Source organism: Xanthomonas sp. NCPPB 1128 (genome assembly GCF_001043115.1).
Taxonomy (GTDB): Bacteria; Pseudomonadota; Gammaproteobacteria; order Xanthomonadales; family Xanthomonadaceae; genus Xanthomonas_A.
In genome coordinates this window covers 82315-103843 of record NZ_LFME01000011.1, presented here as the reverse complement: position 1 = coordinate 103843, position 21529 = coordinate 82315, and the positions used below count along the sequence as shown (strand labels likewise).

Below are 21529 nucleotides of genomic sequence, written 5' to 3'. Positions count from 1 at the left end.
GCATGGTCTGGAGTGGGCGAGGGCAGTCGCGTGTGGCGCGGTGTGTCGGCGAGGTGCATGCAGGTTGTATCGCGGTGGCGCGATGCGACGCGTCTCGGTGACGCGGCACGCGATGCATCGCGCGCGTCGTGGCCGCCGCACGAAGCAAAAAAGTTTGCGCACTTTTGCGCATTTGCACTTGTGCGATGCCGGAACCGCACGCAGTCGCGAAATTTTTTTTCAGCTAGCGGACAGGCTGGCGCGCGCCGCCGCAGTTGCCGTCGACGCGTCGTCGATGCCTGCCCGTAATGCGATGCCGGCATTGCGCTGTTGCAGAAAACACGGAAATTTCCCTGCTTTTTTCGCGTGCGCGGTTTTCCTTGCGATGTCGGCAGCGGCGATCGGCGGCGGCGGCAAGGCGGCCGGCGCGGCATGCGGCGGTCGTGGCGCGCGTGCCGGCGGAAAAAAAATTGCGCGGAAGTGTTGACAGTAAAAAAAACCGTGATTAGGTTTCGCCCAGCAGACGTTGCTGCGCAAGCGAGTGAATCGGATCGACATCAAAACGCGAAGCACAACTTGGACATCCGCCAGGAACCCGAAGATGGTGGAGTTGGAGTCGCTTCCCTCCGAGAAACGCAACGTCTCCCCTGGTATCGCACCCGTATCGACATCCGGTACGGGTGTTTCTGTATCCGATCCGGCCCGCAGCGCGCGCCGGCGGTTCCCGCAGGCGGAACATCGCCGCGAGGTTGCTTTAACTGGGCATTTTCAATCCATAGTTCACTGACGAGGAGCCATCCCATGGCGACGAAAAAAGCTGCGAAAAAGCCGGCCGCTAAGAAGGCGGTCAAGAAGACTGCCGCCAAGAAGCCGGCAGCGAAGAAGGTTTCGGTAAAGAAGGCGGTCAAGAAGGTCGCCAAGAAGGTGGCCAAGAAGGTCGCCAAGGTGAAGAAGGCGGTCAAGAAGGCCGTTGCCAAGAAGGCAGTGAAGAAGACGGCAAAGAAGGCCGCCACCAAGAAGACCGCGAAGAAGGCCGTCGCCAAGAAGGCGGTGAAGAAGACCGCGAAGAAGGCTGCGACCAAGAAGACCGCTGCCAAGAAGACGGTGAAGAAGTCGGCTGCCAAGAAGCCGGCCGCGAAGAAGGCAACTGCGAAGAAGGCCACCGCCAAGAAGACCGTGGCGAAGAAGAAGCCGGCCGCTCGCAAGAAGAAGGCCGCTCCGGTCGCGCTGCCGGCCACGCCCGCGCCGCTGATCTGATCCATCCCGATCGCTGTTCCTAGACTCCCTCCCCGGTGCCCAGCGGGGAGGGAGTTTTTTATGTGCGGCATCCGGCCGTGCACGATCGCAGCACGCCTTTCTGCCTGACGATGCCGGTGGCGTTCGTCTTCTCCACCCTCGAAGACTGCTCTCTGCGCTCAGCTTGCCAGGTCGCGACGCGCACATCCTGCCGGTGTGTCTGGCACGACTGACTAGTGGCCGCCTACCGCGTCCGCCTGTTTCCGATCCAATTCGCCTGTCCTCTTTGCGCTGATCGCCAGGTCGGTTGCTAGGGATCTGCCCGTGTGTCTCGCAGTGGGACAAGCCTGCATGTCGGGACCGCCGCTTCGGGATCGGGTACCTGCGGCGATAACGGCGCACCCATCAGGTCTTCCCGACTGCGCTTGTCGCCATGCCGGTCACGCGCGCACCACGCGTGAGCAAGCGGGTTCGGCGAGGGACCTGCGCGAAAGCAACAGGCAAGCCACCCACACGGTGGTGAGGCTGCAGTGCCAGGGTGGGGTATCGGATTGAATGCACCGACCGAACGTGGAGCGGCCGGTCGCGGGAACGGGACCTGCTGCAGCAATCGAGACGCTTCTGGCATCCTCGGATCCAGCCCGGCCGCCGTGCGCCAGGCACGCAGCATGTCAGTGTGCCTTGCCCGACGATCGACACTGCATCGCTGTTTCCACGCATTGCGTGGACCGCAGGCACCTGCTTGGTCCCACTCGAGCCGAATGCAGCATGCGCCGTAGGAGCGGCTTCAGCCGCGACGGGCAGTCCCGGTAAAGCCCGTCGCGGCTGAAGCCGCTCCTACAGGATGTGTCTTGCCCGGCAGGTGCGCCTGCGCGCTACCCAGCGCTCTTGCGCGACTTGCCAGCATGCCGGCCCCGGCGTGCGGCGACGTGGAGCGCCATGTTCACCCGCCTTGAGATGGCGGACGGCGGCGAGAGCGCGCACTGCGTGCCTTGCGCGCGATCATGGAAGCGGCGGTGCGCCGTTGTCGCCGCGGCCGTAGGCGGGCGCTCCGAGCGCCCGCTGCCGTCGGGGGGAGAGGCGGGCGCTGACGTTCGCTGTGGCGTCGGCTCGGCCGTTGCGGTGGTGCCTGGGCGAGGCGATCGCGCTGCCACATCGCCACGTGGTCGCAACTTGGACAGGGCTGCGTCGCAGCGACGGGGCAGCGGGAATGCACACGCAACCCAGGTAACGCCGCAGACAGCAGAAAGGCGGCTTGCGCCGCCTTCTGCGAGGATGCTGCCCGGAGACCGCGCTCAGTGCGGCGAGGCCACCGACTTGGACGAGGATGCGCCCTTCTTGTCCTTCGGATCCGGACGTTCGGCCATCAGGTTGTCGCTGCCGAAGTCGGTGTCCACGTCCAGCCAGCGCTGCGCCGGCAGGCCGATCGCGCGATCGAGTACGGTCGGCAGCAGGCCCGAAGGCAGGCCGCTTTCGCCGTTCCACAGGATCGCCACGGCGAAGTCGCGTTCCGGCACCAGCGCGATCAGGCCGCGGTAACCCTGCACCGCGCCGGCATGGAAGATCACCTGGTGGCCGGAGTAGTCGAACACGCGCCAGCCCAGCGCATAGCTGGCCGAGTTGACCCGGGCGCGGCGCCAGCCCGAGCGCATCTCGCCCGGGGTGAGGATCAGCGGCGCGTGCAGGGTCGCCAGCAATGGCTCCGGCAGCACGTCGGGGCGATGCCCGGTCTGTGCGATCAGCCACTGCGCCATGTCGCTGATGCTGGCGTTGACGCCGGCGGCGGGCGCCAGGCGATAGTAGGTCGGCTTGGGCGTCAGCGAGACCCAGCCGTTGCGGCTGCGCACGTGCGGGCGCGCCCAGCGCGGGCTGGCCTGGATGCCGGCCAGGCCCATGCTGGCGTCGTTCATGCCCAGCGGCTTGAAGATGCGGCGCTCCACCGACTGCTCGTAGAAGCTGCCGGACGCGGCGAACACCACGTCGCCGATCAGGCTGAAGGCGACGTTCTGGTAGGCGTAGCACTCGCCCGGCGCGCACTTCAGCGGCGCATAGGCCAGCTTGTGGCTGAGGCTGTAGTAGTCGAGGTTGGATTCGACGTCACGGTCGTAGGCGTTGTAGGTGAGGCCGACGCGGTGGCTGAGCAGGTCGGCGACGTTCAACTGGCGCGTGGCCACCGGATCGCTGAGCTGGAAGCCCGGCACGTAGTCGACAACCTTGCTGTCCCAGCGCAGGGTGCCGTCGTTGACCAGCAGGCCGGCCATGGTGCCGGCGAACGCCTTGGACAGCGAGGCCAGGCGGAACACGGTGTGCGCATCGACCTGCTCGGGGCGGTTGACGTCGGTGACGCCGTAGCCGCGCGCGCTGAGCACCTGGCCGTTGTGCACGATGGCCATCGCCAGGCCGGGTACGCGCTCGCCATAGGTCAGTTGTTCGGCGGCCGACTCCAGCGCGGCCACGTCGAAGTCCCTGGCCAGCGGCAGCACCTGGCTCTGGGTCAGCGAAGCGCGGTAGGGCAGCGGCTGGGTCGGCGAGGTGTAGCGCGTGGCTTCGGTGTGCAGCGGTGGCGGCAGCGGTTGCGCGGGCGCCGGCGTCTGTGCGGTGGAGGACATCGCAAAGGGCAGCAATGCCCCGAGCAACCCGGTTGCCACCGGTCGAAGGAGCCGGTGCCTGCTGTTCTGTGTCATTGCGCCTGAGGCCTGTGAGGTGCTGCCGGCCACGATTCTAGCGCCGGATTTCTCGAATGCACAAACTGGGAGAAGATGAATAGGCATCGCCTTGATCCTGCTGGGGATTTCCCGCCTCGGACGGGGACGTGCAGGCCTGCCGACGGTGCGATGGCGGGAACTGCGGCGGATGCCATGGACATGCAATCGCCGTGCCGCGCGCGCCCCGCTTTAGCCCCTCTCCCCCCGGGAGAGGGGTTGGGGTGAGGGTACGACCGCCAGGACCATCGGACGTGGTGGCAACGGTCTGCAAATCCCGCCGCCACGAGGCGCCGTGCCTATCTCCCGCAGCAGCCGCCTCACCCCTCCCGCAGCACGGCCCGCCCACGGATCAGGTCGGCGGCGCGTTCGGCGATCATCATCGTCGGGCCGTTGGTGTTGCCGCTGACCAGGCGCGGCATCACCGAGGCGTCGACCACGCGCAGGCCGTCGAGGCCGCGCAGGCGCAGCTGCGGATCGACCACCGCCTGCGCGTCGCTGCCCATCCGGCAGGTGCCGATCGGGTGATAGATGGTTTCGGCCTTGGCGCGGATGAAGGCGATCAGCCCGGCCTCGTCCAGGTCATCGCGCGCCGGCAGCAGCGGCGTGCCGCGCCATGCATCGAACGCCGGTTGCCGCAGGATGTGCCGCGCCAGGCGCGCGCATTCCACCAGCATGCGCAGGTCGAAGCCGTCGGGGTCGCTCAGGTAGTTGGCCTGGATCCGCGCCGGCGTGCGCGGATCGGCGTCGTTGAGCGCGATGCGGCCGCGGCTGCGCGGCTGCAGGTGGCAGGCATGCAGGGTGAAGCCGTCGCCGGGCAGGCGGTTGCGTCCGTGGTCGTCGAGCATGGCCGGCACGAAGTGCATCTGGATGTCGGCGCGCGCGTCCGGCGCCAGCGGCGAGCGGATGAAGGCGCCGGCCTCGGCGATGTTGCTGCTGCCGGCGCCACGATGCCCGCGCAGGAAGTAGTCGAAGGCGATCCTGGCCTGGTTGCGGCGGTCGTAGCTGATGCCCGGGCGGGTGCGATACAGCGTGCACACATCCAGGTGATCCTGCAGGTTGGCGCCGACCTGCGGCTGGTCCAACTGCACCGCGATGCCGTGGCGGCGCAGCGCCTCGGCCGGGCCGATGCCCGAGAGCATCAGCAACTGCGGCGAGTTCACCGCGCCGGCGCTGAGCAGCACCTCGCGCGTCGCGCGCGCCTGCACCTCGCGGCCGTCCTGCGCATAGGCGACGCCGACCACGCGCCTGCCCTCGATCAGCAGGCGCAGCACCAGCGCGTCGGTGACCACCTGCAGGTTGTCCCGCGCGCGCGCCGGCGCCAGGTAGGCGACTGCGGCCGAGCAACGCGCGCCGTCCTTCTGGGTGACCTGGTACAGGCCCACGCCCTGTTGCTGCGGGCCGTTGAAATCGGGGTTGTGCGGAAAGCCCGCCTCCTGCGCGGCGGCCACGAACACGTCCGAGAGCGGGTTGTGGTAGCGCAGGTCGGAGACGTGCAGTGGGCCGTCGCCGCCATGCAGCGCATCGCCGCCGCGACTGTTGCGTTCGCTGCGGCGGAAGTAGGGCAGCACGCCACGCCAGTCCCAGCCGTCGGCGCCGTCGGCCGACCAGTCGTCGTAGTCGGCCGGCACGCCGCGCACGTAGCACATCGCGTTGATCGAACTGGAGCCGCCCAATACCTTGCCGCGCGGCCACCACAGCCGGCGGTCGTTCAAGGCCGGCTCGGCCTCGGTGAGGTAGTTCCAGTTGATGCGGCGGTTGTTGGCCAGGCGCGCCAGGCCGGCGGGCATGTGGATGAAGGGATTGCGGTCGCGTGGCCCGGCCTCGATCAGCAGCACCTTGCAGTCGCGGTCCTCGCTCAAGCGGTTGGCGAGCACGCAGCCGGCCGAGCCTGCGCCGATGATGATGTAGTCGTACACCCGCACTGTCCCCTGAGTTCCTGGCGCCGACGCTAGTCGCCGAGGATAGAGCATATGCTCGGCGCGGCCCGCCGCCGGATGCGATGCACGTGCAGCGTGGCGGGGCGACTGGCGCGTGCGCTGGCGGTGTTGCGGTGCATCAGCTACCGTGCGCGCTTTACGCCCGCGAAGATCGCCGATGTCCCGTTCCTGCGCCAGGGTCTGCCGCCGATGAGCGCCGCTCCGCACGCCCCCGGCGCACTGGCGCGGTTGCGCGGTGCGCTGCACGATTCGCCGCCGCTGGCGTGGGCGTTCCTGTACTTCTTCTCGCTGCTCAGCGGCTACTACGTGCTGCGGCCGGTGCGCGAGGCGATGGGCGCTTCCGCCGACGTGGCGGCGGTGTTCCCGCCGGCGATGATCGCGTTCTTCGCCGCGCACGGCATGCCATTGAAGGAGTTCGCGCTGCAGGTGTTGTTCACCTGCACCTTCCTGATCATGCTGTTGCTGCAGCCGGTCTACGGCGCGCTGGTCAGCCGTTATCCGCGACGGGTGTTCCTGCCGGTGGTGTACGGCTTCTTCATCGCCACGTTGCTGCTGTTCTACGTGCTGTTCGACAGCGGCGTGCCCGGGCGCGGCATGGCCTTCTTCCTGTGGATCTCCGTGTTCAACCTGTTCGCGGTGGCGGTGTTCTGGAGCTTCATGGCCGATGTCTTCAGCAACGCCGAAGCGCGCGCCTGCTACGGCTACATCGGCGCCGCCGGCACGCTCGGCGCGTTCCTGGGGCCGGTGATCGCCAGCAGCCTGGTCGAACGCATCGGCATCGCCAACCTGATGCTGGTGTCGGCCGGCTTCCTGGTGGTCAGCGTGGTGTGCCTGCTGCGCCTGCGGCTGTGGGCGGTCGCCCGCGAGCGCGAACGCGGCGTGGTCGGCGGCGAGGCGCCGATGGGCGGCGACGTGCTGGCCGGGCTGAAGCTGATCGCGCGCGAACCGCTGCTGCGCTGGCTCGCCCTGATGTCGGTGTTCGGCGTGGGCGTTGGCACCCTGCTGTACAACGAACAGGCGGCGATCGTGCGCCGCCTGTATACGGATGCCGCGGCCAGTACCGCCTTCTACGCCAGCATCGACCTGGCGGTGAACGCGGTGACCCTGGTGCTGCAGCTGCTGGTCACTCGCGCGCTGCTGTCGCGCTTCGGCATCGGGCCGGCACTGCTCATCCCGGGCTGCGCGATCCTGCTCGGCTACTCGGTGCTGGCGGTGTCGCCGCTGCCGATGCTGGTGGCGGTGGTGCAGGTGGTGACCCGCGCCGGCGAGTTCTCTTTGGCCAAGCCGGCCCGCGAGACCCTGTACACCCGGGTCGGACGCGAATGGCGCTACAAGGCCGGCGCGGCGATCGATACGGTGATCTACCGCGGCAGCGACCTCAGCTTCGCGTGGCTGTACAAGCTGCTGTCGGGATTCGGCTCGCAGGTGGTGTTCGTCGCCGGTCTGCTGGCCGCCTCCGGCATGACCCTGGGCGCGTGGCGGCTGCTGCGGGAGGCGGCCAAGCTGCCGCCGGAACGCACGAGGCCGACGCGCTGAGCCTGCGCCCTCCCGCCAGCGCGCGGATGCGCGCGGCTTCGTCGTCGCCCTGCGCGCAAGCAGGTGTCGCGCAGGGGGACTGGCCGCCCATCGGGGTGGTGGCTATGCTGGCGTTCTTTCTCCTGTGCCGGATAGCGCGATGATCCTGTTGGCTTCGATCCTGGTGGGCGCGGTCGCGCTGCTGCACCTGTATATCCTGGTGCTGGAGATGGTCCTGTGGACGCGTCCGCTGGGCATGAAGGTGTTCCGCAATTCGCCCGAGAAGGCGCAGGCCACGCGCGTGCTGGCGGCCAACCAGGGGCTCTACAACGGCTTTCTCGCTGCCGGCCTGGCCTGGGGCCTGGTCGCGCAGCGGGTCGACGTGATGCTGTTCTTCCTCGGCTGCGTGGTCGTGGCCGGCCTGTACGGCGGCTGGAGCGTCAGCCGCCGCATCGTGTTCGTGCAGGCGCTGCCGGCGGCGCTGGCGGTCGCGGCGGTGCTGCTGGCGTACTGAGCCGCACACCGCACACCGCACACCGCACACTGGACGCGATGGCGATCAGGCCGAGGCCGGCGTCCATGGCGACACCCACATGGCGATGCGCGCGAAGCAAACGACCTGCTCGCGCACGTTGCGGATCTCCGCACTGACCGGCAGGCCGTCGCCGCGCTCGGCGGCGACGATCGCCACGTCCGGCGTGGCCAGCGCATGCATCGGACCCAGCGCCTTGCTGCGGTATTCGACCCGTATGCCCTTGGGCATTCAGCGCATCGACGGCGGCAGTCTGGTGTCGATCATGACCCCGCCGGCCAATTCCGCGAGCTTGCACAGGGCGATCATGTGCACCGTGCCGATGTGATTGCTGATCCGCCGCCAGCGCGCGATGCGCACCTCGCTTGGCCGGGGGCCTCAAATAGCGACGCCAAGAGCAACGTAGGAGCGGCTTCAGCCGCGACGGGCGTTACCGGGAATGCCCGTCGCGGCTGAAGCCGCTCCTACAGTAACAGCATGGCGGCTGACGTGTGGCCAGAGCGCGTTGTCGGAAGCGCCCGGCAATCGGCTCATGACCGACCCCTCAAAAGCAGACGGCGGACCGAAGTCCGCCGTCGTGGGTGTCGCATGGCCAGGACGATCAGGCCGCTTCGCGCGAATGCCCGTCGTCGGCCGCGGCGGCGGCACGCTGGTAGTAGCTCGCCGACCGCAGTTCGTCGGTGTCGAAGTCGTCGACGCTGATCGTGTCCATGGTGATCTCGCGCAGTTCCTCCAACTGGCGGCGCTCGTCGGCCGACAGCACGCCTTCGCGCACCGCCTCGTCCAGCTGCGAGGCGAAGTCCAGCGCCTCGATGCCCTTGCTCTTGAGCGCCTTCAGGAACTTGCGCTCCACCGGCTCGGCCAGCACCGCCTTGGTCAGGTAGCTGGCGATGCGGCCGCCGGGGTTGTTCTCGCACGGGGTCAGGAACACGCCCTGGCCCAGGCGGTCGCGGGCTTCGTTGGGGGTCATCAGCAGCGCGGCGACGCGGTGGCCCAGGCGGTCGCCCGGCGCCTCGGCGCGGCGGCCCCACGGGAAGATCAGCGCCCACATCAGCCAGCCGACCGGACGGATCGGGAAGTTGCGCCGCGCCGCCGACAGCGCCAGCTCGATCTTGTGCACGCTGTCGTGGAAGGCCCAGGCCAGCAGCGGCTGGTCGGTGGCCGGCGCGCCGTCGTCGTGGTAGCGCTTGAGCATGGCGCTGGTCATGTAGATGTGGCTCAGCACGTCGCCCAGGCGTCCGGACAGCGACTCCTTGAACTTGAGCTTGCCGCCGAGCATCAGCATCGACACGTCGGCCATCAGCGCCAGGTTCGCCGAGTAGCGGTCCAGCTTGCGGAAGTAGCGGCGGGTGTAGGCGTCGCCCGGCGCGGCGCCGAGACGGGCGGCGGTCAGGCCGAACCACAGCGAACGCACCGCGTTGGAGATGGCGAAGCCGATGTGGCCGAACAGGTTGCGGTCGAACTCGTCGACGCCGGCTTTGTGGTCCGGGTTGCCGGCGGCCTTCATCTCCTTCATCACCCACGGATGGCACAGGATCGCGCCCTGGCCGAAGATCAGCAGGCTGCGGGTCATGATGTTGGCGCCTTCCACGGTGATCGCGATCGGCGCGGCCTGCCAGCTGCGGCCGGCGAAGTTGCGCGGGCCGAGGATGATGCCCTTGCCGCCGACCACGTCCATCACGTCGCTGATGACCTCGCGGCTCATCGTGGTGCAGTGGTACTTGGCGATCGCCGACGGCACCGACGGCACGTCGCCGCGGTCCACCGCCGCGGCGGTGGCCTGCGACAGCGCGCTGATCGCATAGGCCTTGCCGCCGATCCGCGCCAGCGCCTCTTCCACGCCTTCGAAGCGGCCGACCGACAGGCCGAACTGCTTGCGGATGCGCGCATACGCACCGGTGACCACCGCGCCGAACTTGGCGCCGCCGCTGGCGGTGGAGGGCAGGGTGATCGAGCGGCCCACGGCCAGGCACTCGTTGAGCATGTTCCAGCCCTTGCCGACCATCTCTACGCCGCCGATCAGCTGGCTCAGCGGGATGAACACTTCGCGGCCGTGGATCGGGCCGTTCTGGAACGGCGAGTTGAGCGGGAAGTGGCGGCGGCCGATTTCGACCCCGGGGGTCTCGCGCGGCAGCAGCGCCAGGGTGATGCCGATGTCCTTGGTGTCGCCGATCAGGCCTTCCGGGTCGTACATGCGGAACGCCAGGCCGACCAGGGTCGCCACCGGGGCCAGGGTGATGTAGCGCTTGTCGAAGGTCAGCTTGACGCCGAGCACGTTGGCGCCGTTCCACTCGCCCTTGCAGACGATGCCGTAGTCGGGGATCGAGGTGGCGTCGGAGCCGGCGAACGGACCGGTCAGGCCGAAGCAGGGCACTTCCTGGCCCACCGCCAGACGCGGCAGGTAGTAGTCCTTCTGCTCCTTGGAGCCGTAGTGCAGCAGCAGTTCACCCGGGCCCAGCGAGTTGGGCACGCCGACGGTGGAGCTGACCACGCTGGAGACCGAGGCGATCTTCTGGATCACCTTGTGGTGCGCCAGCGCGGAGAAGCCGAGGCCGCCGTATTCCTTCGGGATGATCATGCCGAAGAACTTGTTCTTCTTGATGAAGTTCCAGAGTTCCGGCGGCAGGTCGGCGTGGACGTGGGTGATTTCCCAGTCGTTGGTCATCCGGCACAGTTCTTCGACCGGGCCGTCGAGGAAGGCCTGCTCCTCGGCGGTCAGCTGCGGCTTGGGATAGTTCAGCAGCTTCTGCCAATCCGGATCGCCGGTGAACAGCTCGCCTTCGAAGCCGACCGAGCCGGTTTCCAGCGCGATGCGCTCGGTCTGCGACAGCGGCGGCAGCACCTTGCGGAACACCTTCAGCATCGGTGCGGTGAGCAGCGGCTTGCGCACGAACGGCAGCAGCAGCGGCACCGCGACCACCGCCAGCACGACGGCCGCGGCGATGGTGGCGACGTGGCTGGCGCCGAGCAGCCAGCACGCGACCAGCAGCGTGGCGCTCAACGCGGCCCAGACGGCGAGCCGCATGCGGTGATAGGCGGCGAATGCGCCGGCCAGCAACAACACGAGGAAGGGGGCGATGATGCTCATGGGCGTGCTCCGGGGAGGTACTCGGTGACGGCGGACGATGCGCCGGCGCAGGCCGGTGGCAGGGCGTCCAGATAGTGCAACACAGTGGCGGTAAATGCGGCGTTGTCGTCGCCGGCCAGCATGTGCGTGGCCTCGGGCAGATGCGCGTGCTGCGCATGCGGCACCAGCGACAGGAACTCTTCGATGGTCTGTGGCGTGACTAGGTCGCTGCGGCCGCCGCTGATCAACAGCAGTGGACACTGCACCTGCGCCGCGGCCTGCGCGATCGCGCCCTGGTGCTGGTCGCTGTCGCGCGCCAGTTCCTCGACCAGGCGCGGATCCCAGTGCCAGTACCAGCGGCCGTCGGCGTGCTGGCGCAGCACGCTGCGCAGCGCCTCCGGCGACTTGCGTGCACGCTGCGGCAGATACGCGGCGATCGCGTCGCCGGCGTCGTCCAGGCTGGCGAAGCCCTGCGGGTGCGCGGTCATGAAGGCGAGGATGCGCTCGACCCCGGCCGGCTGCCAGCGCGGGGTGATGTCCACCAGCACCATCGCCCGGAACAGGCCCGGCCAGCGCGATTCGGCGATCAGCCCGAACAGTCCGCCCATCGAGGCGGCGACCAGTACCGGTGGCGGCGACATCTCGCCGGCGACCACGATCAAATCGTCGGTGAACTGCTCACCGCGATAGGGCAGGTCGGCCGGGTTGCGTGCGGAATCGCCATGCCCGCGCGCGTCGTAGGCGACGCTGCGGTAGCCGTGCGCCTGCAGCGCCGCCGCCGTTGCCGACCAGGCGTGCCGGGTCTGGCCGAAACCATGCGCGAACAGCACCGATCCCGCCTCGCCGGGACCGGTGACGGTCGCGGCCAGCGCCAACTCGCCCGCGCCCGGGAGGGTGGACGAGACGGCATGCGTGACGGTGGTGGAAGCTGAAACCATACGAGATAGTATGGTTGCCCTGCGCGGCATGTCAATACGATGCAGTATGGGTGCAAAAAGCCAATGCTGCCGGGCGTTTGCGCCCGCCGCGCGGAGGCCACATACTGCAACCGACGTCCCCGTATGGTTAAATCCACGGATGAATACCGCGCCCGCTCCTTCCTCCGACGACGGCGCCGCTTCCGGCGGTGGCCGCAACAACCGGCTCAGTGCCGAAGACTGGGCGCAGGCCGCCCTGGACCTGATCGCCGAACAGGGCGTGAGCGCGGTGGCGGTGGAACCGCTGGCGCGGCGCCTGGGCGTGACCAAGGGCAGCTTCTACTGGCATTTCCCCTCGCGCGATGCGCTGCTGCAGGCCGCGCTGGAGCGCTGGGAACTGGTCGAACAGCAACAGGTGTTCGGCAGCCTGGAAGAGGTGCCGGATCCGCGCACACGGCTGCGCGCGCTGTTCCAGCTGGTCGCGCACGAGGTCAAGCCGCACATCATCTACAGCGAGTTGCTGAAGGCGCTCGATCATCCCGCGGTGCGGCCGGTGATCGACCGGGTTTCGCAGCGGCGCATGGAGTACCTGATCGCCTCGTTCCGCCAGGCCGGGCTCAGCCGCACCGACGCGCAGCATCGCGCACGCCTGGCCTATGCCGCCTACGTCGGCTTCCTGCAGCTGTCGCTGCAACTGCACCAGCCCAAGCAGGCGCGCGAGGACTTCGAGGCCTACGTCGAACACGTCATCGTGACCTTGATTCCCGGCTGATGGCGCAGGTGCCGGCCGCCGCCGACACGCTGGAGGCCGTGCATCGGCACGTGGCCGAGGGCGACTACCGGGCCGCCGATGCGCTGTGCGAGGGCGCCTTGGACGTTGCGCCCGCCGATCTGGCGCTGCGCCGTGCGCATGCGCTGCTGCTGATGGACAGCGGCGCATTCGCGCGTGCCGCACAGGCCTGGGCGCTGGTGGCCGCGGCCGAACCCAGTGCGGAGGCATGGAGTCGAGGTGCGATCTGCCTGGCCCGGCTCGGTGCGCATGCGCAGGCCGTGCCCGCGTTCGAGCACGCCTTGCAACTGGCCGCCGACGCGTTCCTGGTGCGGTTGTGGTACGCCGAAAGCCTGGATGCGCTGGGGCGGCACGACGATGCCCTGCCGATGTATTTCGCGGCGGTGCGCACGGCGCAGGCAAAGGGGCGCTGGCTCGATCAGAACAGTACCGCTCCGGAACTGCAGGCGCGCGTGGTCGCCGCGATGCAGCGGATCGATCAGGGGCGGCACGCGCTGTTTGTCGCCGCGATCCAGCCGTTGCTGGATCGTTTCGGCGAGCCAGCGCTGCGCCGGGTGATGGCGGCCTTGCGCATCTACCTCGGCCTGCAGCCACGGCCGGCGGATGATGGCCAGCATCCGACCTTCCTGTACATCCCGGAGCTGGATCCGTCGCCTTATCTAGGAGCAGCACGATTCCCCTGGCACGACCGCCTGCAGGACGCTACCGCCGGCATCGTCGAGGAGGCGCAGCAGGTCCTCGCGTCGCGGCAGTCGGTGCAGCCGTTCCTGGATTTCAGCAACGGTGCGTCGCCGCAGGACTACCTCGTCGGCGAGCGTGGCGACGGCGCCTGGGACGCGTATTTCTTCTACCGACACGGGCAGGCCCATTCGGAGAACCTGCAGCTCTGCCCGCGCACGGCGGCCGCGTTGGCGCAGGTGCCGTTGACGCGGATCGACGGGCATGCGCCGGAGGTGTTGTTCTCGATCCTGGCGCCCGGCACCACGATCAAGCCGCATTACGGCGTGACCAACGCGCGCGTCGTGACCCACCTGCCGTTGATCGTGCCGCCGGACTGCGCACTCGAGGTGGGCGGCATCGCGCATGCCTGGGAGGTCGGGCGCCTGGTCACCTTCAACGATACCTGCCTGCACCAGGCCTGGAACCACAGCGATCGGGTGCGGGTGGTGACGATCCTGGACACCTGGCACCCGGATCTGGACGAGGCCGAGACGCTGGCGCTGCGGCACCTGGTCGAGACGATCGGCGCGTTCAATCTGCGCGCTGGCGTGTGAGCGGCGCCCGCCGCGGCGCGTGTGTTGGAGTTCGCAGCGACGCTCAGCGCTTGAACATGAGATAGGTCGACAGGATGTACTTGTCGTTGGATACCGGCGGCTCGCCGACGTGCTGGTACATCCAGTAGGGCGGGAACATCAGCAGCCTGCCGGCGCGGGGAGCGGTTTCCACGTCGAGGTCGCAGAAGCGTGTGGTTCCGCCTTCGTCGACGTCGTTGAGGTACCACAGGAACACCAGGTAGCGTTCCGAGACCGCGTCGAGCGCGTCGAAGTGCGGCTGGAAGCGATCGGTGCCGCCCACCTGGTACTTCTTCAGGATCAGTCGGTCGATGGTCGGCCGGTACGGAATGGGCAGGGTCAGGCCCAGTTCCTGGTTGTAACGGGCCAGGTAGCGTTCGATCCGGTCCAGGAAGAAGCCGAGAAAGGCCGGATCGGCCAGCTTGCCGATATCCAGCTCGGTCCAGTTGCTCTCGCCGAGCGCGGCGTGGAGCGTGCTGCCGTTGCGCAGGTGATGCGCGCGGGACGCTTCGAACCCGTCGATCAACTGTTGGCAGAACGCGACGGGCAGCGCGTCGTCGTAGCTGCGGATGTAGTCGCTCAGCGCTTTCATGGGGCAGGTGCTTCCAGGTCGTAGCCCCAGTGCGCGGCCACCGGCTGCAGGATCGGCAGCGCGCTGGCCAGCCAGGGCGCGTAGGGATGCCAGCGCCCCACCGCGCGCTGGTTCACCGGTTCCACCACTTGCGCGTAGCTGGGGGTGCTGATGTAGCCCTTGCGTGCGGCATGTTGCGCGAAATCGGCCAGGAACCCGGCCTGGTCGATGCCCAGGAAGTCGCCGATGCGCTGCACTTGCGCAGGAAAATCGGCCACCGTTTCCTCGTACTTGAGGATCAGCAACTGCGGTTGCAGCAGCGCCTGGTGGTGGATCCAGAAGCGCATCGCGTTCACGTAGCTCTTGGCCAGGCGCTCGAGCGTGGAGCACAGCACCATGAAGGCGGGCGAGCGGAAGTTCTGCATGTAGCAGCTCAACAGCACGTCGCAGGGGTGGCGCAGGGCGAGAATGATCTTGGCGTCGGGGAACATGCGCATGATCACCGGCAGGCGCAACATGTTCAGCGGGTTCTTGTCGACCAGTTGCTGGCCCGGGGCCAGGGTGGTGACCTTGGCTACCTCCGCCCAGTACACCTGGCGCATCGCCGCGACCTGGTCCTGGTCCAGCGCGTCCAGGTCGTAGGGGTAGCGCTTGCCCTGCGCTTCCATCCATTCGATGCAGCGCTGCAGGATCGCGCGCTCGTCCATCGACGCGTAGCGCGGATGCGCATCGAGCATCTGTTCCAGCATCGTGGTGCCCGACCGGGGAAAGCCGACGATGAACACCGGCGATGCGTCGCTGTCCGGTGCCGTGCCGCGTGTGTCCGCTGCGAATGGAGTCTCCAGCCACAGGCTGGAGATCTGCAGCGGTTCTTCGCCGGAGTGGGCGATGTCCGGCATGGTCTCGGCGGCGAGCTTGAACTGGAGCGCATGCGCCTTCTCCAGCATGGCCATCGCCGCGGCAGGCTCGCCCTGCTTGTCGTCGATGCCGGCCAGCGCAAAATAGGCATTGGCTTCGATCTGCACCTGCGGCCGCAGCGCAAGCAATTCGACAGTGGCGTCGCGCGCGGCGGCGTAGTCCTTGCGGCGCAGCGCCAGCGCCGACTGCAGTTGCAGCAGGTCGATGCGGCTCTGCCGGTCCTCCTGCACGGCGATGGCGCTCGCCTGCTGCCACAGCGCCTCGGCCTGGCCGATGCGGTTGGTGCGTTCGTGCAGTTGCGCCAGGCGGATCAGGTTGGAAAGCGACGGCGCCTGGCCATGCGGCGTCTGCGACAGCAAGGCCTCGGCTTCGTCGGTTCTGCCGACCTGGATCAGCGCACCGGCCAGGTCCTCGCGCAGGTCGTCGGGCAAGTGCGGCCACAGTGCGGGCGGCGGGAGCAGGGCGGCGGCGCGTTGCGCATCACCGCATTCGAAGCAGGCGATGGCGGCGTGGATGCGCGCTTCCGGTTGCGCCGGATCTAGGTCGACCGCGTCCAGCAGGCGGTGTCGCGCATGCGCGATGTCGCCCATGTCCAGCAACAGCAGGCCATGGTCGACGAGATAGTGATAGGTCTGCGGTGCCAGGGCGAGCGCCTGGCGGTAGGCCTGATCGGCGTCGGCGTGTTCGCCAAGAGTGCGCAGCGCCATCCCCAGATTGGCCCAGTGCGCCGACTCCTGCGGCTGCAGGCGGGTCAGGGTGCGGTAGTGCGCGGCAGCGGCGGCCACGTCGCCGCTCTGCTGCAGCGCCATCGCCAGCAGCGTGTGCCAGCCGGGATCGTGCGGCGCTGCGGCCAGCGCCTGCCGGCAGAGGTCGCTTGCCGCGTCGGCCCGGCCTTGTTCGATGAGATCGATCGCGTGTTGCAGGTGTGGAGCGTCCATTCGGGTCTGCCAAAAAAGAGGGCCGCGCGAATGCGTCGCGCGGCCCTCGTCGTTACGTCAGGAGCGGACTGAGCGAACTCAGAAGCTCATGCTGTAGCGAGCCCACAGGTAGCGGCCAACGGTGTCGAAGCTGTTCACGTCCGTGTTGGCGTTCAGCACGTTGTTCTGATACAGCATGGGCGGCTGCTTGTCGAACACGTTGTCCAGGCCCACTTCCACCTTCGAATTGAACCACGGCAGCGCGTAGTTCACGCTGACGCTGTGCAGGAAGTAGGAGCCGTAGCTCTTGACGATACCGCAGTACTGAGGCGCGTTAACCGGGTCGCAAGCAGCATCCGCGCTGACCTTCTGGCTGAGATCGGCACTGCCGACGTCGAACGGACCAACATAGCGGATACGCCAGCTGGCGCCGAAGTCACCCTTCTGCCAGTTCACGAACAGGCGGCCGCGGACGCGCGAGTACAGGCCGTAGCTCTTGTTGTACGTGCCGGCGATATGGTTCACCACGCCCGCCGGATCGTCCGGATTGGTCTTGTTGTCGTAGCGCGCGATGTAGGTGCCGTCCAGGCCGAAGGTGTAGCTACCCCAGGCGGTCTCCGGCAGGCGATAGCGCAGCGCCAGGTCCCAACCCTTGGTATCCAGGCGGCCCAGATTGACGATCGGCTCGCGGATGAAGTTCACCTGTCCGTCGGAGTAACGGTTGATGAAGCCGCAGAACGGGCTGCTTTCATCGCTGTAACAGATGTTGGCCACGGTCTGCGCATCGGCGCGGTTGATCGTGTCGTTCAGGTACAGGCGCCAGTAGTCCAGGCTGGCCGAGAAGCCCGGCAGCCATTCCGGGTCATAGACCACGCCCCAGTCGAACGACTTGCCCTGTTCCGGCTTCAGGTCGAAGCCAGCAGCGACCGAACCCGACCACACGCCGGTGGTCTGCGACATGCCGCTCGGGGTGATGCCGGTGGCGCCCGGAATGGCGGTCGCACCCGCGCCCGCGCCGCACGCCGCTTCGTGGTTGCGCGCGGTGCCGGTACGGCCGTAGCCGAGGCAGGGGTCGGTGAAGTTCGGCGCATCGCCGCTGGCGCCGGCGTACAGGTTCTCGATCGTCGGGGCGCGGAATACCTCGGCGACCGTGCCGCGCAGCAGCAGGTTCTGGATCGGACGCCATTCCAACTGGACCTTGCTGTTGGTGGTGTTGCCGAAGGTGTTGTAATCCGAATAGCGCGAGCCCAGGGTCAGCGCCAGCAAGTGAGCGAACGGGACCTCGGACAGCAGCGGAACGTACAGTTCGGCGTACAGTTCCTTCACGTTGTACTTGCCGCTCAGCGGAGTGCCGCACGCTTCCTGCGAGATGAAGCAGTTGCCGTTCGCGTTGGCGATGGCGATGTAGTCGACCGCGTTCTTCTGGTACTCCTCGCGCCAGGACACGCCCACCGCCAGCTGCGTGGCGCCGGCCGGCAGCGAGAACAGCTCGCCGTTGGCGTTGGCTTCGAAGCTGCGCATCTGGTAGGTGTTGGAGTAGGTCGGACGCGCTTCGTATTTGCCGAGGGTCGCGATCGTCTGCGGGTCGTTGATGTTGAAGATGTTCAGCGGGGTGCAGCCGGCGATCACCGCGCCGGCGCTGCCGCACTTGACCACGCCATCGGTGTCGCGGAACGACGGACCCAGCGCGTCGCGCAGGCCGGCGTAGTACACGTAGCCGTAGCTGGTGTTCTCGCGGGTGTAGTGGCCGTAGTTCATGGCCGCGTCCCACTTCCAGGTACTGTCGCCGACGAAGCCTTCCAGGCCCGCCACGACCTGGTCGGTCACGGTGCTGTAGTAGGAGCGGCGCTGGCCCAGCGAGGTGAAGCGGGTCAGCAATTGGTTGTATGGCGGGGCGCCGTCGGTCGCGCCGAAGTTGGTGCCGAACGGGTTGTAGAAGTTGTTGGCGGAAATCACCACCTTGTCGCCACGGGCGTCGAACGGCAGCGGCGCGATCGCGAAGTTGGAGCTGGTCTTGTTGTGGTAGACCTGGGCGAAGGCGTTGATGCTGTCGGTGATCTGATAGTTGGCCAGGAAGAACGCGTTGGTGCGCTCCTGCGGCGTCATGATCAGGTTGGTGGCCTGGTAGTTGAAGGAGTCGGTCGCGCCGGAGTAGCAGCGGTAATCGCCCTGCGAGGCGCCGGACGCGCCGGGCTTCAGGGTGACGGTGGAGCAGCCGCCGTACTGGGCCTGCAGCGCGGTTGGCACGGTGATGCGGCCGCGCGGATTGCGGCTGGAGCCGAGCACGGTGACCCCGCCGCTGTACAGGTAGGTCGCGTCCTTGGAGTACTTGCGGTTGGCAGAGGAGATGCCGTCGAACTTGTTGTAGTTCAGGCCGACCATGATGTTGCCGCGATCGCCGACCTGACCGAAGGTCAGCGAGCCGCCGCTGCGCGCGCCATCGCTCAGGTGCGTCGCCTGACCGTAGTCGAGGGTGACCGCCAGGCCTTCGAAGTCCTTGCGCAGGATGAAGTTGACCACGCCGGCCACGGCATCGGAACCGTACACGGCCGAGGCACCGCTGGTCAGCACTTCGATGCGCTCCACGGCGCTGGCGGGGATCGAGTTGACGTCGTTGTTGACGACGCGACGGCCGTTGACCAGCAGCAGGGCGCGCTCGTCGCCGAGGCCGCGCAGGTCGACCGAGGACTTGCCGTCGCCGCCGCCGTTGTTGACCGCCGGGCTGGCCGGCGCGCCGGACATCGCCGGCAGTTCCTGCACCAGGTCGCCGAGGGTCAGCTTGCCGGTCTGCTCGATCGCGGCGCGATCGATCACGACCACCGGGCTGGCGGTCTCGGTTTCAACGCGGGCAACGCGCGAGCCGGTGACCTGGATGGTGTCCAGGGTCTTGGACGCATCGTTGGAGGAGCTGTCCTGCGCCGCGGCCGCGCCGGTGCTGAGCAGCGCGGTGGTGCCGGCGGCGAGTGCGAACGCGATCGCGTCGCGCAAGCGATGGGTCTTGCAATTCATTGGCTCTCTCTCCGAAAGGTGTATGTCAGCTGAGTTCTCCTGCGGAGGCGCCGAAATGCGATGCCAAAAACCGCGGGGTGAGCCGATGTTAACTTTGTCTTCAGAGAAATTAAAGAGTCGTTAATGAGGGTGCAATTTTAGTGATGTATATCACGTCCGTTCAGGCAATAAAAAAGCCTCCGCGAGGAGGCTTTTTCTTTGCGGAACAACACGTTGCTGGCGGTCGCTACAGGTCCTGCTCATAGCGCACGTAGGGGATGGTTCCTTCTTCGGTGCTGATGTTGTTCGGCGAGAACGGGTTCTTGCCGCGGGTGATGACGTTCTCGGCGCCGACGGTCAGCTGGCCGCTCCACGGGGTGCGCCAGGTCAGGCCCACGCCCAGGCCGGTCCACTTGCCGGGCTGGCCGGGGGCATCGACAACACGGCCGATGACGTTGGCGCTGAACGAGCCGTAGCCGCCGCCGATGCTCAGGCTCTTGCTGTCCCAGCGGTCGAGCATGGCCGGGGAGGCATCGGCGATCGGGACCAGACGCGCCTTGGCGTAGGTGCCGCCAATCGACACGAAGCCCTCGCGGCCGATGTTCTGCTGCGCGAAGACGGTCAGGTCGTTCTGCTCCATCCGCATCGACGGCGTCTTGTTGGCGCCGGCCAGCCAGGCGGGGAGGTTCTCGCGGCCGGTGCCGGCCGACAGAGACAGGCGCCCGCCGGGACGGTTGAAGGTGGTGGTGGCGGCGACGTGGTGGCCGGTGGTGCCGTCGTCGTCGCCCAGGCTGGCCAGCATGCAGTGGCTGGCCAGCCCGCTGATGCTGCTGCCGCTGGCGCTGTTGCACAGCAGGCCCAGCGAGTCGCCGGAGGACAGGCCGAATGCGGCATCCAGGGAGTTGCGGCCGAAATGCCAGCGCGCGCCCACCGCCTGTTCGCCGGTGGGCTCCAGGTACAGCAGTGCCTCGACCTTGCCGCTGCCCTTGTTCCAGACCGGCAGCACGGTGCGGTCCTGGCCACTGGCCGGCTTGCTCTGCGCGTGCACGCCCGTGCTCGCCGCAAGGGCGATCAGCAGGGCGAGCGGTAGGCGCAGGAAGGGTCGCATCAGCAGTCTGAGACTTGGGGCGGGCACGAAAGTTCCCGCCGGACAGGGTGATCGATGCTAGTGGATTTATGTTTCTTTAACAAGTCGGACTCCCCGGTCGCGACGCGCGTTGCAGCTAGTGCAAGCGCTCCGAGGAACTCGGTTCAGCCTGCGTTACGGCAAACAATACTCCGAATTCCGTCAAGGGGAAGTCATAGTGTCGGCCGCAGAATTCGCAGCGGATCTCAACTTGGCCGGTGGCCTCGGCTGCGGCCCGCGCTTCTTCCTCGCCCAGCGAGCGCAGCATCGCCGCGACCCGCTCGCGCGAGCACGAGCAGCCGAAGCGCAGCGGGCGGTCGCCCAGCAGTTCCGGGGTCTCCTCGTGGAACAGCCGGTGCAGCAGGGTCTCGGCCGGCGTGGCCAGCAGTTCCGCCTCGCCGACGGTCTCGAACAGTGCGCCGGCGCGGTTCCAGCCGTCCTCGTCGCCCGCATCGCCAGGCAACTTCTGCAGCAGCAGGCCGGCGGCATGGGTGCCGTCGGCGGCCAGGATCAGCCGCGTCGGCAGCTGCTCGGACTGGCGGAAGTAGTCCTCGAAGGCTTCGTCCAGCTCGGCCGAGGACATCGCCACCAGGCTCTGGTAGCGCTGCGGCTCGCGCGGATCCAGGCCGGGATTCTCGATGGTGATCGCCAGCAGGGCGTCGTCGCCGAGCGCGCGCAGGTCGCGCGGCGCGTCCTGACCGTCGCCCAACTGGACGATGCCGCGCAGCGTGCCGGCCGCGGTGCACTCAGCGAACAGGGTGCGCAGGGCGCCCTGGCTGCGCAACTGCACCGACAGGCGCCCGTCGACCTTGGTGTGGCCGGTGAACAGGGCCGCGGCGACGCAGGCCTCGCCGAGCAATTCGGTGGCCGCCGCCGGGTAGCTGGCCGGCGCCAGGATTTCGCGCCAGGTGTCGTGCAGGCGCACGTGCACACCGCGCACGCCGGCGCCGGGCAGCAGGAAGCGGGTCAGACGATCGTCGGAAGAATGCATTGCGGCCTCGCTGCGCATGGGAAGATGGCGACCGCACGAGAGTGGATC

General features: G+C 67.9%; 15 protein-coding genes and 1 pseudogene. 5 read left to right on the top strand and 11 right to left on the bottom strand.

What is annotated here, in order from left to right; genetic code table 11:
* Positions 1 to 219: 219 nt before the first annotated feature.
* Positions 220 to 537 carry a hypothetical protein gene (locus ACP93_RS21715; RefSeq protein ID WP_131721602.1) on the bottom strand — a complete coding sequence of 106 codons (318 nt, stop codon included), beginning with the start codon at positions 535 to 537 and terminating at the stop codon, positions 220 to 222.
* 243 nt (positions 538 to 780) lie between these two features.
* Between ACP93_RS21715 and ACP93_RS09510 the strand changes: the two genes are divergently transcribed.
* The gene (locus ACP93_RS09510; RefSeq protein ID WP_010344200.1) at positions 781 to 1236 is read left to right on the top strand and encodes a hypothetical protein; all 456 of its coding nucleotides are present in this window, start codon (positions 781 to 783) and stop codon (positions 1234 to 1236) included.
* 1274 nt (positions 1237 to 2510) lie between these two features.
* Here ACP93_RS09510 and ACP93_RS09505 read toward each other — a convergent pair.
* Positions 2511 to 3863, bottom strand: a complete 1353-nt coding sequence (locus ACP93_RS09505; RefSeq protein ID WP_204243663.1) for a serine hydrolase domain-containing protein — start codon at positions 3861 to 3863, stop codon at positions 2511 to 2513.
* A gap of 374 nt (positions 3864 to 4237) precedes the next feature.
* Positions 4238 to 5836, bottom strand: a complete 1599-nt coding sequence (locus ACP93_RS09500; protein WP_048490444.1) for a GMC family oxidoreductase — start codon at positions 5834 to 5836, stop codon at positions 4238 to 4240.
* Between the two features lie 210 nt (positions 5837 to 6046).
* Between ACP93_RS09500 and ACP93_RS09495 the strand changes: the two genes are divergently transcribed.
* Entirely contained in the window at positions 6047 to 7393 is a 1347-nt protein-coding gene (locus tag ACP93_RS09495; RefSeq protein WP_048490468.1) for an NTP/NDP exchange transporter, read from the top strand.
* A gap of 139 nt (positions 7394 to 7532) precedes the next feature.
* On the top strand, positions 7533 to 7886 hold the full coding sequence (locus tag ACP93_RS09490) for a DUF1304 domain-containing protein (protein ID WP_048490443.1): 354 nt from the start codon (positions 7533 to 7535) through the stop codon (positions 7884 to 7886).
* A gap of 45 nt (positions 7887 to 7931) precedes the next feature.
* Here the strand turns inward: ACP93_RS09490 and ACP93_RS09485 are convergent.
* The 3 genes and pseudogenes from ACP93_RS09485 to ACP93_RS09475 all read right to left on the bottom strand — a co-directional run bounded on the left by ACP93_RS09485 (position 7932) and on the right by ACP93_RS09475 (position 11909).
* Positions 7932 to 8264, bottom strand: a pseudogene (locus ACP93_RS09485) (DUF4442 domain-containing protein).
* Positions 8265 to 8505: 241 nt separating this feature from the next.
* On the bottom strand, positions 8506 to 10992 hold the full coding sequence (locus ACP93_RS09480) for an acyl-CoA dehydrogenase (protein ID WP_048490442.1): 2487 nt from the start codon (positions 10990 to 10992) through the stop codon (positions 8506 to 8508).
* A complete protein-coding gene (locus ACP93_RS09475) occupies positions 10989 to 11909 on the bottom strand; it encodes an alpha/beta fold hydrolase (protein WP_048490441.1) in 921 nt (306 codons plus the stop codon). Before ACP93_RS09475 ends, ACP93_RS09480 begins: the two co-directional genes overlap by 4 nt.
* Before the next feature lie 139 nt (positions 11910 to 12048).
* Here ACP93_RS09475 and ACP93_RS09470 point away from each other — a divergent pair, with 139 nt between their 5' ends.
* Both ACP93_RS09470 and ACP93_RS09465 read left to right on the top strand, forming a co-directional pair.
* Complete coding sequence (locus tag ACP93_RS09470; protein WP_017910473.1) at positions 12049 to 12660, top strand: TetR/AcrR family transcriptional regulator; 612 nt, start codon at positions 12049 to 12051, stop codon at positions 12658 to 12660.
* Positions 12660 to 13952, top strand: coding sequence for an aspartyl/asparaginyl beta-hydroxylase domain-containing protein (locus tag ACP93_RS09465; RefSeq protein WP_048490440.1), 1293 nt, complete (start codon positions 12660 to 12662; stop codon positions 13950 to 13952). The genes ACP93_RS09470 and ACP93_RS09465 overlap by 1 nt, the downstream gene beginning before the upstream one ends.
* A 43-nt stretch (positions 13953 to 13995) precedes the next feature.
* On the opposite strand, the gene ACP93_RS09460 is transcribed toward ACP93_RS09465, so the two are convergent.
* The 5 genes from ACP93_RS09460 to ACP93_RS09440 all read right to left on the bottom strand — a co-directional run bounded on the left by ACP93_RS09460 (position 13996) and on the right by ACP93_RS09440 (position 21481).
* The gene (locus ACP93_RS09460) at positions 13996 to 14562 is read right to left on the bottom strand and encodes a 2OG-Fe(II) oxygenase (protein WP_048490439.1); all 567 of its coding nucleotides are present in this window, start codon (positions 14560 to 14562) and stop codon (positions 13996 to 13998) included.
* Positions 14559 to 16397 (bottom strand): tetratricopeptide repeat-containing sulfotransferase family protein, encoded by a 1839-nt coding sequence (locus ACP93_RS09455; RefSeq protein WP_048490438.1) that lies wholly within the window; start codon positions 16395 to 16397, stop codon positions 14559 to 14561. Before ACP93_RS09455 ends, ACP93_RS09460 begins: the two co-directional genes overlap by 4 nt.
* Positions 16398 to 16475: 78 nt before the next feature.
* Positions 16476 to 19385: a TonB-dependent receptor plug domain-containing protein gene (locus ACP93_RS09450; RefSeq protein WP_048490437.1), complete on the bottom strand. Its 2910-nt coding sequence runs from the start codon at positions 19383 to 19385 to the stop codon at positions 16476 to 16478.
* A 226-nt stretch (positions 19386 to 19611) separates the two neighbouring features.
* Complete coding sequence (locus ACP93_RS09445; protein ID WP_048490436.1) at positions 19612 to 20472, bottom strand: XOO1806 family protein; 861 nt, start codon at positions 20470 to 20472, stop codon at positions 19612 to 19614.
* Positions 20473 to 20587: 115 nt separating this feature from the next.
* Positions 20588 to 21481: an Hsp33 family molecular chaperone HslO gene (locus ACP93_RS09440; protein ID WP_048490467.1), complete on the bottom strand. Its 894-nt coding sequence runs from the start codon at positions 21479 to 21481 to the stop codon at positions 20588 to 20590.
* Positions 21482 to 21529: the final 48 nt, after the last annotated feature.

What these genes read in the sequence shown, in the direction of transcription:
- ACP93_RS09470 (WP_017910473.1), top strand. Translation starts at nt 12,049, where the DNA reads ATGAATACCGCGCCCGCTCCTTCCTCCGACGACGGCGCCGCTTCCGGC.
- ACP93_RS09450 (WP_048490437.1), bottom strand. Translation starts at nt 19,385, where the DNA reads ATGAATTGCAAGACCCATCGCTTGCGCGACGCGATCGCGTTCGCACTC.
- ACP93_RS09445 (WP_048490436.1), bottom strand. Translation starts at nt 20,472, where the DNA reads ATGCGACCCTTCCTGCGCCTACCGCTCGCCCTGCTGATCGCCCTTGCG.
- ACP93_RS09460 (WP_048490439.1), bottom strand. Translation starts at nt 14,562, where the DNA reads ATGAAAGCGCTGAGCGACTACATCCGCAGCTACGACGACGCGCTGCCC.
- ACP93_RS09465 (WP_048490440.1), top strand. Translation starts at nt 12,660, where the DNA reads ATGGCGCAGGTGCCGGCCGCCGCCGACACGCTGGAGGCCGTGCATCGG.
- ACP93_RS09475 (WP_048490441.1), bottom strand. Translation starts at nt 11,909, where the DNA reads ATGGTTTCAGCTTCCACCACCGTCACGCATGCCGTCTCGTCCACCCTC.
- ACP93_RS09490 (WP_048490443.1), top strand. Translation starts at nt 7,533, where the DNA reads ATGATCCTGTTGGCTTCGATCCTGGTGGGCGCGGTCGCGCTGCTGCAC.
- ACP93_RS09510 (WP_010344200.1), top strand. Translation starts at nt 781, where the DNA reads ATGGCGACGAAAAAAGCTGCGAAAAAGCCGGCCGCTAAGAAGGCGGTC.
- ACP93_RS21715 (WP_131721602.1), bottom strand. Translation starts at nt 537, where the DNA reads ATGTCGATCCGATTCACTCGCTTGCGCAGCAACGTCTGCTGGGCGAAA.
- ACP93_RS09480 (WP_048490442.1), bottom strand. Translation starts at nt 10,992, where the DNA reads ATGAGCATCATCGCCCCCTTCCTCGTGTTGTTGCTGGCCGGCGCATTC.
- ACP93_RS09455 (WP_048490438.1), bottom strand. Translation starts at nt 16,397, where the DNA reads ATGGACGCTCCACACCTGCAACACGCGATCGATCTCATCGAACAAGGC.
- ACP93_RS09440 (WP_048490467.1), bottom strand. Translation starts at nt 21,481, where the DNA reads ATGCATTCTTCCGACGATCGTCTGACCCGCTTCCTGCTGCCCGGCGCC.
- ACP93_RS09495 (WP_048490468.1), top strand. Translation starts at nt 6,047, where the DNA reads ATGAGCGCCGCTCCGCACGCCCCCGGCGCACTGGCGCGGTTGCGCGGT.